Annotated in this window: 12 protein-coding genes; 2 read left to right on the top strand and 10 right to left on the bottom strand. The window is 61.3% G+C overall.

What is annotated here, in order from left to right; genetic code table 11:
* Positions 1-3: 3 nt before the first annotated feature.
* Positions 4-126 (bottom strand): hypothetical protein, encoded by a 123-nt coding sequence (locus QP904_RS08540; protein WP_005324145.1) that lies wholly within the window; start codon positions 124-126, stop codon positions 4-6.
* An 85-nt stretch (positions 127-211) separates the two neighbouring features.
* Positions 212-1,606, bottom strand: a complete 1,395-nt coding sequence (locus QP904_RS08535) for a YeeE/YedE thiosulfate transporter family protein (RefSeq protein WP_200288756.1) — start codon at positions 1,604-1,606, stop codon at positions 212-214.
* Between the two features lie 170 nt (positions 1,607-1,776).
* Here QP904_RS08535 and QP904_RS08530 point away from each other — a divergent pair, with 170 nt between their 5' ends.
* Positions 1,777-2,157, top strand: coding sequence for a hypothetical protein (locus QP904_RS08530; RefSeq protein ID WP_200288755.1), 381 nt, complete (start codon positions 1,777-1,779; stop codon positions 2,155-2,157).
* A gap of 22 nt (positions 2,158-2,179) precedes the next feature.
* Here QP904_RS08530 and QP904_RS08525 read toward each other — a convergent pair whose 3' ends face one another.
* The 6 genes from QP904_RS08525 to QP904_RS08500 all read right to left on the bottom strand — a co-directional run bounded on the left by QP904_RS08525 (position 2,180) and on the right by QP904_RS08500 (position 8,017).
* Positions 2,180-2,833: a response regulator gene (locus QP904_RS08525; RefSeq protein WP_200288754.1), complete on the bottom strand. Its 654-nt coding sequence runs from the start codon at positions 2,831-2,833 to the stop codon at positions 2,180-2,182.
* Complete coding sequence (locus QP904_RS08520; protein ID WP_200288753.1) at positions 2,830-4,041, bottom strand: sensor histidine kinase; 1,212 nt, start codon at positions 4,039-4,041, stop codon at positions 2,830-2,832. Before QP904_RS08520 ends, QP904_RS08525 begins: the two co-directional genes overlap by 4 nt.
* A 66-nt stretch (positions 4,042-4,107) precedes the next feature.
* On the bottom strand, positions 4,108-4,773 hold the full coding sequence (locus QP904_RS08515; protein ID WP_200288752.1) for a response regulator: 666 nt from the start codon (positions 4,771-4,773) through the stop codon (positions 4,108-4,110).
* Positions 4,770-5,381 carry a hypothetical protein gene (locus QP904_RS08510; RefSeq protein WP_200288751.1) on the bottom strand — a complete coding sequence of 204 codons (612 nt, stop codon included), beginning with the start codon at positions 5,379-5,381 and terminating at the stop codon, positions 4,770-4,772. The genes QP904_RS08515 and QP904_RS08510 overlap by 4 nt, the downstream gene beginning before the upstream one ends.
* Positions 5,378-6,598 carry a sensor histidine kinase gene (locus QP904_RS08505; protein WP_284835878.1) on the bottom strand — a complete coding sequence of 407 codons (1,221 nt, stop codon included), beginning with the start codon at positions 6,596-6,598 and terminating at the stop codon, positions 5,378-5,380. The genes QP904_RS08510 and QP904_RS08505 overlap by 4 nt, the downstream gene beginning before the upstream one ends.
* Before the next feature lie 42 nt (positions 6,599-6,640).
* Positions 6,641-8,017 (bottom strand): M20 metallopeptidase family protein, encoded by a 1,377-nt coding sequence (locus QP904_RS08500; RefSeq protein WP_284835877.1) that lies wholly within the window; start codon positions 8,015-8,017, stop codon positions 6,641-6,643.
* A gap of 157 nt (positions 8,018-8,174) precedes the next feature.
* Between QP904_RS08500 and QP904_RS08495 the strand changes: the two genes are divergently transcribed.
* A complete protein-coding gene (locus QP904_RS08495; protein ID WP_284835876.1) occupies positions 8,175-9,164 on the top strand; it encodes an HNH endonuclease signature motif containing protein in 990 nt (329 codons plus the stop codon).
* A 79-nt stretch (positions 9,165-9,243) separates the two neighbouring features.
* Here the strand turns inward: QP904_RS08495 and efeB are convergent, their stop codons facing one another.
* Positions 9,244-10,524 carry an iron uptake transporter deferrochelatase/peroxidase subunit gene (efeB, locus tag QP904_RS08490; RefSeq protein ID WP_284835875.1) on the bottom strand — a complete coding sequence of 427 codons (1,281 nt, stop codon included), beginning with the start codon at positions 10,522-10,524 and terminating at the stop codon, positions 9,244-9,246.
* A complete protein-coding gene (locus QP904_RS08485) occupies positions 10,524-11,687 on the bottom strand; it encodes an EfeM/EfeO family lipoprotein (protein ID WP_284835874.1) in 1,164 nt (387 codons plus the stop codon). Before QP904_RS08485 ends, efeB begins: the two co-directional genes overlap by 1 nt.
* Positions 11,688-11,690: the final 3 nt, after the last annotated feature.

Here is an 11,690-nt window from a genome sequence, read left to right as displayed (position 1 = left end):
GGTCTAGCTGGCATACACGTTAAGGCGCAGCTCCGCGTCTAGCACGTGTTCTTCCTCGCGTTCAAAGACGGCGAAGGCATGCAAAATATCCGCAACGGCGGTGGAATTATCATCAAACTCGGGCATGAGATAACTTCTTTCAAACCACAAAGGAGGCAGAAGAATCACGCGCGATTCTTCTGCCTCCACATAGTAGCTGACAATGATGTAATTAGCCGCCCTTGACTACCGTGACCTGCCAGCCGGCATCGCCCGCGCGATGGAAATCACGAATCTCATGGCCTTCATCGGCCGCCCACTGCGGAATCGAGTCGGTGGCCTGGGTGCAGTCAAAATCAATGACCAGCGCCTCACCAGGCTCTAGCTCCGCCATGACCTGCTTGGCCTCAATCAAGGGGAACGGGCAGACTGCACCGAGGGTATCCAGCGCGTAGCGCCCACCGCCTAGAGCACGGGCCTTTTCCTTGGCCTGCGGTTTGGTCTTGAGCGCCACTGCCCCGGTGGCAGAGGCAAAGCTCGGCAGCACCTTCTCCTCGGCGGAGACCGCCGAGTTATCCACGGACTCCTCGGTGGAGTAGGTCTGCGGCTGCCGTGACTGGTGGCCCTGCGCCTTCTTCGGCTTGAGCCATAGGCGTGCGCCCGCACCCACGCCGAGTGCCATAAAGAACAACGATACCCAGCCCTGGAAGCTAAACAAGGAGGTCTCCACCATGCCGTTGCCCACGGTGCAACCGCCAGCCAGCGAAGCACCCACACCCATCATGATGCCACCCCAAATAGCGCGGGTTGCAGTCTGTGCATCCGGAACGCGCACGCGGAACTCGCCGGCGGACTTCGCGGCAATGAAAGCACCCACCAGAAGGCCGATGACCAACAGGGTGCCCCAATTCATGCGCACGGAATCACCGGTGGCGGCCCAGCGCACGATATCCGCAGTCGGCGTGGTAATGCCGAGCCCACCATTGCGGCCGGCGTCGGCAGAGAGTACGAAACCCACCGTGCCGATGATGCCAACAGCAACCGCCGCGATATTCATATTCAACGGCTTGGCGTACCACGGCTGGCCCAAGTCCACCTTCGGGCGCCCGGCATCCTTGGCGCGGTAGTGGCGACACAGCATAAAGGTCACGCCCCACAGCACAGCCACGAGAATCCACGGCGAGATATGCAGCGCGTCGTGGATGGTGGTTACCGGCAGGCTCCACTGCTTGAACCAATCATTCGCCCCAGCCAGCGGACCGGACTTCATCGCCGCGGCCGATAGCCCATAAAACAGCAGCGCAATCCACGAGCCAACTAGGCCCTCGGCAGAGCGGTACCACGTGCCTGAAGCGCAGCCGCCAGACAAGATGATGCCAAGGCCAAAGATGAAGCCGCCAACGATGACGGCTACTGGTTTGAAATCAGCAATCTCCGGAGAGAGCACGTCAGCGCCGGTCAACAGGGTAAGGCCAAAAGCATGGACCGAGATCAAAATGAGCAGAGCGGTAAAACCGCGCCAGGTCTTAGTGAGGAAAATATCGCGCAGCATGCCGGTCACGCAGAAGCGCCCGCGCTGCAGCACAGCACCGAAGACGATGCCGGTGAGAAGTCCGGTAATAATCACACTGTCTCCTTGTATCGAGTCAAAGGCCTCAGACTACGCCTTCTAAGACAGATTTGTCTATAATAGATGTACAACCCGGTTCTAGGGTGGCAGATTTCCGCGTTTCCGTCGGCCTTCCCTATGCCACCTCAGGCGCCCCAGCCGCCCCCGGACACTAATAAGGAGAAATAATGGGAATCCCAGATGACGTCGTACTCGATGGATATACCCTCATCGAACAACACGAAATTGACCACGAGTTCCTGCTGCGCGGCTCTCCGCTGGGCACCGAAACTCCCCTCCTCTTCGCCCTGACCATCGCGGGCGTACTGCTGGTTGCGGCCAGCTTCTTCTTGCGTGGGGGCAGCCGCGTTGCCGCCGGCCTCGTGGGCGCGCTGCTCACCCTGACCAAGCTGTGGTGGATGCCTGTAACACTGTGGCAGCACTTCGATGACGGCCAAGTCTTTGGCTACACGCTCAAGTACTACCCGCAATACTGGCCGGCCGCCTCCATCATCGTCGGCGCCATTGCGCTTATCGGGCTAGTCTCCGCCATTTTCCGTCGGCCCTAGCCGGTCCCGCACCGAGCAGGAGCTAGCCGCCAAGCACTGCAATGGCAATATGCACCCGGTTGGTGCCATCGATCTTGGCCAGGATGTGCTTCATGTGCGTCTTGACCGTGGTCAGCGAGATGAAAAGCTGCTCGGCAATCTCGGCATTGCTCAGCCCCTGGGCCACCAGCTGGGCGATTTCATTTTCGCGCTCGCTAAGCTCATCTAGCCCACTGGGCTGAATCATCTCCTGTTCCGGCTGCGGCGGCGTGTCTGCCAACCCCACCAGGTTTTTTAGCACCTTCGGGCTTAACTGTTGCTGGCCTTGGGCCGCTGCTCTTACCGACGCCACCAGCGCCTCCGGCGCCGTCGTCTTCAACAAGAATCCCACCGCCCCAGCGCGCAGGGCGTGCAGGATGAACTCGTCGGTATCAAAAGCAGTGAGCATCACCACCGGGATATCACGCGCGCCGGCGAGCGAATGCAACTGCGCCGTCGCCTCGATGCCGTCCATGACCGGCATGCGGATATCCATCAGCACCACATCAGGTTCCTCGGCCAGGATAAGTTCGATGCCTTCCTTGCCGTTGCCGGCCTCGCCAATGACGCTAATGCCCGGCGCGCCTTCCAAGATCATGCGCAGGCCGTGGCGCAGCAGCGGCTCATCGTCGACGAGCACCACCCGAATTTCACTCACTTTTCTTCCTTCCTTGGCAGGCGCAGCGTCCACGAGAAGCTTTCTTCCCAGTCTTGTACCTGCAATGATCCGCCCACAACACTAGCGCGCTCGCGCATGCCGACGATCCCGTACCCACCACTGTGCACGCCTGCCTTTTCCCCAGTCTGGGCGGTGGGGTTAGACATGGTGATAGACAGGGCGTCGGCAAGCGTGGCGATGGTGATGGTAACCGGCTGCCCCGGTGCGTGCTTGCGTGCGTTGGTCAGGCCCTCCTGGACCACGCGGTTGAGCGCGTGGCCGGCCATGGTGCTCAGCTCCTCCAGCGATTGCGGCCCCGCGCCCGCCTGGTAGCGCACTTCCACGTCCATGCCCGCCTGGCGGGAACGCTCCACCAGCGATTCCACGCCCTCGCGCGGATCGATGCGCCCCTCGCTGCGCAGCGAGTGCAGCGCCTCACGCAGATCCCCCACGGCGGCCTCGGCTTCATCGCGAATCGTGCGCGCGGACTTCCGTGTCTCTTCCGGATCTAGGTCCTTGCGGTAGGCCAACCCGCCGGCGTAGACCGCAATCATGCTCAGTCGATGCGAGAGTGTATCGTGCATATCCCGCGCGATCCGGTCGCGTTCTTCCTGCCGCGCAAAATTCTCCCGGGTGGTCATTTCCTCATGCGTGAGCTCCGCCTGCGCCTGCAGCGCAATCGTGCGCTCTTTTTGGTTCGAGCGAACCAACCCGACGACTAAAACCACTACTGCTGGGAGGATGATGCCAGAGAAAAATCCCAACTTCCCGGGCGCACTAAGCCCTTCGCTTCGAGATATATCAAAATCGACCAACTCCGAGAGCACCATGGCCGTGCATACCAGCGCCATCCACAACCGGCTGCGGCGCGAGGCCGCAGAAAACGCCGCTATAAATACCGAAGGCCGGAACTCAGCAATCGTCACCGTCGCCGAAATAATGGTTGCGGCTACCAATGCACTGCGCGGGCCAGGCTGCGTGCTGCGCGGGTCACGCTCCCCAACGGCATGGCGCAAAGCCAAAGGTAAAAGCGCCCAAGTTCCGACCAACACCGCAAGTATAACAAGCACCCGATTCTCTGAGACATCATTTACCGAAACACTATCCGAGGCGGCCAACACGTCGCCGACGACAGCGATTACTGCGATGAGAATTTTCTGCCACAGCGGACGCTGGAGCATTTCGTCGGATTTTCGGAACAATTTCATAACGTGCACCAGTCTAAGCCGGCCCGCCGGCGGCGCGGTATCCCCCGCAGGGAGGATTCTCCGGCCTTAGCCACGCGCCTCTAAGACCATAATGGCGATGTGCACGCGGCTGGTGCCGCCGATCTTTTTCAAAATATGCTGCATATGCGACTTCACCGTCGCCATGGACACCACCAGTTGCTCGGCGATTTCTTGATTATTCAAGCCCTGGGCCACCAGCCCGGCTATTTCCCGCTCGCGCGAGCTCAAAGTGGAAAGCCGGGTGCGAGCGGTGCGGGTGTGGTGTGAATGGGCGTCGGAAAGCGCGGGGCTTTGCATGCCCACCAGCTTGTCGACGACCTGCGGGCTCAACAACGGCTGCCCCGCCGCGGCCGCACGCACGGCCGCCATGAGCGATTCCGGCGGCGTCGACTTCAACAAGAACCCGGCCGCCCCGGCGCGCAGGGCCCGCAGGATGAAGGAATCGGTATCAAAGGCCGTAAGCATGATTATCGGCATGGCGTGGACCGATAGAATCTTCTCCACGGCCGCGATGCCATCCATGACCGGCATGCGAATATCCATTAACACCACATCGGGCTGCGCGTCGAGCACGGTAGCCACCGCGTCTCGGCCATTGCTCGCCTCGGCCACGACCTCGATATCGGGCGCGTTGGATAGCAGCAGGCGCAGGCCGCTGCGGACTAGAGCCTCGTCATCAACCAGCACCACGCGCAGGGTATCTGCCATCATGCTTCCTTTCCCACTGGTTGATTCCACCGCGCGCGCCAGAACTTCGACGCGACGGGCGTATACGCCACTGTAAGCACCACAAGACTCGCCAGCGCTACCGGCACTATAGTGGCGTGGCCTGCCACTACGCCGTTGAGGAACGAGGGCACGAGAATCTCGTTTATCTTTTCGAAGAATTTCGGGAAAAATTCGATGACTAGTGTGGCCGCAATGAATGTCAGCGCCGTCTGCAAGAGCAACGCCCACAGGTTCACCCGATGCAGCCGCTTATCGACGCCCGGCTCCCCCACCGCCGCAAACATCACTCTCGCTCCTTGCCCGCGAAACTGTGGCACGATATAGCCACGGCGCTCCACCAGCTCGATGCGATCTGCGTCTTCGGGCGCATTATCATCGCTATTTCCGCGCAGGAATTCCACGCTATAGGCCGAAGCATCGGTATCGGTATAGCTGAGCTTGCGCGAAGTTCCGTCGACCATAGAGGTAAAAAGACTGCGCTTAGAGTCTAAGTACTTTCCTGTCCATCCCTCGCGGGTCGTGGTTTCTTCTAGGTCAATGCGCATGAGCCCGTAATCGGGATGGCGCAACTGCCAACTCATTTCGCTCATTGCGTGGCCTCCTGGCGCGCTAGCGGTAAACGGATACTCCATCCAAATTCCTCGCCTTCTTCGCCGACGTGGACATTCATGCGCCCGCCGGATAGCTCCACACGCTCGCGCAGTCCCACCAGCCCGTAGCCGCCGACGCCGCTACCTGCGCGCTCCTCGGCCTTAGCCACTGGGAGCGGGTTGCGCATCTCGACGCCCACCTCACCGGCCACCTCGCGCACCGTGATGCTCACCGGCTGGCCTGCGGCATGCTTGCGCGCATTGGTCAGGCCCTCCTGTACTGCGCGGTGCACGGCGTGCTGCGCCATCGTGGACAACCCAGTAAAAACATCCGGGCTGGCACCGTCCGCGTAGGTCACGGTCACCTGCGTGCCGGCCTCCTGCGCGCTCGCGACTAGCTCTTCTAAGGTGGTGCGCGGATCCTGGGAAAGATCTTCACGTAAAGCGCTAAGGACGGTGCGCAAATCTTCTACCGCGTTCTGGGCCTCCGCGCGGATGGTGCGCGCTGCGTCTGTGAACTCGGCCGGCACGCCTTCACGCGGATAGCTCAGCGCACCCGCATGAATGGCCACAAGGCTCAGCCGATGCGAGAGCGTATCGTGCATGTCCCGCGCGATATTCTCGCGCTCCTCTCGCCGCGCGCGTTCTACCTTGGCACGCATCTCTTCGCGATTCATCCGGGCTTGCTGCTCCACCCGCCACCGCTTTTCGCGCAGATTGGCGCGCTTTTGGCCTACCAATAACCCCGCGACTATCACGACCACAACGAAGATGGCACCAACCCATCCGATATCGTCCCAGGCCATATAGGGGTTGAAGAACGCATCAATCGCAAACGCCGCCACGAAGCACGCCACTGCGGCCACCGAGCGCGAAGTCGAGCGGCGCGAGACCATGGAAATGAAAGCCACGACTCCACTAGCCGCACCAAAATAGGAGCTCGACCCCAGCAGCACGATACAGCCAGCGATGAAGCTACGGGTGGAGTCGCTATAGTCGACGTCGGAAAGCTCGCGCGGCTGGTGCTCTAACGCAAAGGGCAGGGCGATAATCGTCACCACGCCCACCGCAAAACCGGTACAGATATAGGGCCCGTACTCCTCAAACGACGGTGAATACTCCTCGATATCCATGCTCATCAGTACTACGCCGATAAGCCAATTCGCCACCGCACAAGCGGCAACGATACCGGCCGTGCTCCACTTCGTTCTGATCATGGCCTAAAGCTTAAGCCAGCGGCCATAATCCCTAGGGATGAATTATTTTTGCACCCCGGCCGCATCGCGCATGGCCTTCGTCTGCGCGGACGGGTGCTCGTTTTCGGTGGCCAAGCGCTCAAATGCGACGGCCGCCAGTGCCGCGGACTGCATTCCCAGCACCGAGTCATCGAAACGCATCATCGGAGAGTGGTTCCACTCGCGCTCATTTTCGGGCTTGTCTGGATTGGCCGTGCCCATCCACATAAACGTGCCCGGCACTTGCGCGAGGACGTAGCCGAAGTCTTCGGAGGCCATCATCGGGGCATCGAAAGGCTGGACGTTTTCGGTGCCAAACATCTGGCTCCACAAGGTGGCGGCAAACTGATTTTCCCGCGGATTCGTCTTGGTGGTCGGGTACAAAACCTCGAAATCCACCTGTGCGGTGCACCGGTGCGAAGCAGCGACAGAACTGGAGACCTCCGTGATCATCTGCCGCACGGCGTCGATCTTCTCATCGCGCAGCACGCGCACCGTCGCACCCAAGGCCGCGCGCTCCGGAATGGCGTTATACGCGCCGTCTCCGGCCCACAGGTTGGTCACGGTAATAACGATGGGCTCGAGCGCATCGAAGCGGCGGGTCAGTGCGGTCTGCAGCGACATTTGGATCTCCGCCAGCGCCGCCACCGGGTCGATGGCATCGTGTGGGCGAGAGCCATGCCCGCCCTTGCCCAGCACAGTAATGGTCAGGTTGGACGAGCTAGCCATCATCGGGCCTGGCACGTAGTGGAACGTGCCGCGGTCCTGCGGGCCAACGTGGAGGCCGTAGGCGGCAATGGGGCGTCGGCCAGCGGCATCGAGCACGCCCTCTTCAATCATCGGCAGCGCGCCGCCCGGCCCTTCCTCGCCGGGCTGGAACATAAAGGTAACGTCGCCGTGCAGCTCCTCGCGATGCTCGCACAGAATCCGTGCTGCGCCCACCAGTCCGGCGGTATGTAGGTCGTGGCCGCAGGCGTGCATATACCCATTCGTCGAGGCAAACGGGCTGCCGGTCTGCTCGCGTACCTCGAGGGCGTCCATGTCCGCGCGCAAAAGCACCGACACCGGCCGCTCGCCGCGCTGGCCGCCGCGCAGCACGGCCACCACCGAGCTCAAATCCTGGCCCACGTGGATCTCCAGCGGTAGGCCCTCGAGCGCTTCCAAGACCTTCTTTTGCGTACGCGGCAGGTCCAGGCCGATTTCCGGGTTGCGGTGCAGATCGCGGCGGAAGTTCTGCAACTCTTCGAGCATCTCCTCGCCCATTTCCTGAAAGACCTCGGTGGCCATCTGCTCGCCAATGCGCGCCCGAGTCACCGGCAGGGGCGGCAGCTGCTGGGCCTGGCGTGGGGCAGCCAGGCGTCCGGGGTTGGTAGGACGGATTCGCTTGGTCGGGTCAGTCATGGTGGGCTCCTTTTCTCGCTTTCGCATTCGAGGGTACCGCAGGTTATCCACAGGCTGCCGGGTGGGTTCGGGGGTGGTGTGACGGGAGAGGCGAGTTATCCACAGGCTCACGCGGGGGCGCTACTGCGGCCTTGCGGGGTGTCTTATGCTCACGGGCATGACCCGCTTGCAGGACTACGCCCGCCAACTTGCCTCGCCGATGGAGCTTCTCGGCGAGGTCTCCGGCGTGCGCGAGGCGGATCTGCGTCGGCTGGGCCTGCCCCGGCAGGAAGCTCGTAGCCTACTCGCGCTTGCCGACGTCTACTTTGGCCCCACCTCCTTCACCCGCCGGCAGCGCTCGTGCCGGGCGACTAAGCATTGCTTAGCGACGTTGAAGATCATCGAAAAGTACGTCTCCCGCACGAAATCCAAGCGGGACGCGTGGGCGCTGCGCGCTGAATTGTGCGCGACAGACCGGGATGTGGAGCATCTTGCCCGCACGCGGTTGAAGGAGATGTATCCGCCGCGGCAGCCGGAGAAGGGGGTGCGGATGACGCGGCGCAAGGGCGGGCCGTCGACGCTTTCGATTACCGGTGATTCCGATTTCATCGCTGACCTGCACGCCAGCATCAGCGAAGAGAAACCCTTGGATTCCGTGGAGAATATTTTCTTCCGCGGCGGAGCTACGGCGCACCCTGCCGCGATGACGAATATCATCATCCAGCTCGATGAATTGGACGAGATTCTCTCTGGCGGTGGAGAAGAAATCACCCTACGGCTGACCAATGGGGCCGAAATCAGCGGCGCCAAACTGGTGGAAAAGCGCCTTGCCGACTGCGGACTTGTCACGCTCGTCCATCCCTATGAGGGCGCAGTAAACCTGTATCGCACCTCGCGGCATGCCTCGGACAAGCAGCGGCTAATGGCGGGCGCGGAAAACCCCACGTGCCCGTGGGCCGAGTGCAATTATCCGGCTGATAAGTGCCAGATTCATCATCTGCGGGCGTGGAAACACGGCGGCGAGACCAATATGGCGAATCTCAGTGTGGCGTGTCCGTACCACAACGGCGTCAATGACGATGACCCGAACGCCCCGCCGGTGCGCGGCCGGTTAGCGCGGCGGCGGGGCCGAATAGTCTGGGTCCCGCCGTGGGCCAATTCAAGCTGAAGACCCTGCCCTCATTTTTTGGGCGGACGCTTCCCAGATCACACGGCTTTCCCGCACAGTGCGAGTCGGTGAAGCATTTCTAGGCTTGGAGGAGGGAGCGGCCGAAAAAGTCGGAGTCATCAGTGACGCCGGGCAAAGCATAAAAATAGCCACCACCATAGGGGCGAATATAGTCCGCTAGGGGTTCACCTTCGAGGCGCTTTTGCACCGTAATGAACTGACGCTCCAAGTTCTGCTGGAAGCAGATAAAGACGAGGCCGACATCGAGGGTGCCGTTATCGCGCACGCCATTGTCGTAGTTATAGGCGCGGCGCAGCATGAGCTGGTCCGCGGTTTCTGGCGTACGCGGATTCGCCAGGCGAATATGCGCGTCGGTGGGAATGACATCGCCGGTGGCATCGTCGAGGTAGTTGGGCTCGGCATATTCGTCGCCACCGGAAAGCGGGCCACCGGTTGCACGGTCGCGGCCGAAGATTTGCTCCTGCTCAGCAATGGAGATGCGATCCCAGAATTCCGTATACATAGCGATGAGTCGAACCACCATATAGCTGCCGCCGGCGGCCCAGTCCGGCTCATCCGTACCGGCCCAAACCAGCTTGTCCTGATCCTTTTCGGCTGGATTGACGATGCCGTCTTTAAACCCAAGGTGGTTGCGCTGGGTGCCAGACGGCCGCGGTTCATTCATATAACCGTTTTGGCGCCAGCGCACGGCCACATCTCCACGGGTGTGCCGCAAAATATCGCGCAGCGCGTGAATGACGGTATCGTGCTGGTCGGCGCAAATCTGCAGGGCGAGGTCGCCGTGGCATAGCTCCTCCTCCAACGTGTCATCGGCGAAGGCCTGCATGGAACTTAGGTGGGCGGGTTTGTGGGGTTTAAGGCCGAAGCGGTCGTCGAAAAGCGAATTGCCCACGGCGAGGGTAATGGACAAGCTATCGGTGGGAAGCTTAGGTCCTAGCTCCCCGGAATCGCCGGCGGGATAGGCAATGCCATCGGCCGCAGTAGCGCCGCCGGAGGTGAGAATGCGGGCGCGCTCGGTCATGGTGCGAAGCAACTTCTCTAAGCGCGATTTCTCGGTGAACTGTACATCGAGGGCGACGACCTCGGAATACTTTTGGGCTGGGGTCACGATCCCCTGCTGGTGCTCGCCGTGGAAAGGAAGTTCGAGCGGAGCGTCCGCCTCGTTGCGCGGCGATGGAGAAGCATGGTCAGCAGCGCCTTCGCTTCGCTTAGAGGAACCAAAGGAAGAGCCCGCGAGGCTGGACTGCGCATTGGCAGCTGCTGCCGGGCCAGAAAGCGCGGCGGTGGCCGCGAGCCCAGAGAGGAACGAGCGGCGGGAAAAATTAAACGGGCAGGGCACTAATCCATCCTTCTGACTACGGTCATCGTGGCGACAGGGGCAAGCAGTTCATTGGCACGCGCGACGGCGGACTGCACACGCATCCGGTCCTTCTGGGACCACTTATCAAAAGCGGTGTCATATTTTTTATCGAACTCTGCGGCGAGCTTGTCAAGTTCATCCAGCTGCTCATAGATGGGCGAAGCATCGAGCCCACGGCCCTCGACAAGGGAGCGGACGGCATCCAGCGTCAGCCGGGTTGAAATGACATCGCCACGCAGCACGGTGGGCAGGGCATGGGCGCCGAAATCGCGTTCGCCGCGCATATCGAAGCGCTCGAATTCCTCCATTACTTCATGGGTGCGCAGGCCGTAGTCGGGTGCGGGAATGGCGAAATGGGAGGTATCGAGGGCGCGGGCGGTTTTATCGACGGCGTCGGCAAGCGCGCGGGCAGGCTTCGCCGCATCCTTGACGGGGTGCTTGGACCACAGCAGCTTTTCGACGTCCATGTATCCCTCCAAGCCGGGCCCCGGCCACATCTCGCTGGAATCGTCGAAGGATCGGTAGGTCTCGAGGTAGTCAAGGTAGGCCGCTTGGGCAGCGCGGCGATCTTTCGAGGTGGCTTTAGCAAGAGCGTGGGCTTTCTTCTGTAGCTCGGGCACACGCTTTTTCTGCCTGTCCGCTTGCTGAATGGCCACGGCCGCGACCTCGCGGTCAGTAATGGGGACCATCTTGGGAGCATCGGTGATGGTGGAACCGGTGACCGCAAAATCATCAGATTTCACGGCCGAATCATTGTGGAAAACGCAGGTGAGGTGGTATGTGCCGTCCTGCAGTTTCGGGGCCCAGGCGCGCTTGGCTGGGGTGCCTACACGCTCGAGGACCTGGTAGGCGTTGCCCGCATCATCTGCCACGTAGACGGTGAGCGCAAGCCCCGAGGTGTTATAGACCTTCCACGATGCCTGCCCCTGTACCTTCTCCGGCGTAGGACATGAATACACGTCGCGCACATTTAGCTGTGGTTCTTTCGGCTTCGTGCTTTTGCTTGTCGACGCCGCCGGCCGCGAGTCTCGCGAGCTAGACGAGCTAGAACCGAGAGAGCTCAAGGAGCTTTGGGCGACGGCAGTAGGAGCTATGGCCGCGATGGCAAGCACCGCGGCGGTGGCAATATGGAAGGTCTTCATTGA

The organism is Corynebacterium nasorum (assembly GCF_030229765.1).
Lineage (GTDB): Bacteria > Actinomycetota > Actinomycetes > Mycobacteriales > Mycobacteriaceae > Corynebacterium > Corynebacterium kefirresidentii.
Note: the sequence above shows the minus strand (reverse complement) of the source record. Positions and strands in the feature narration are given on the sequence as shown.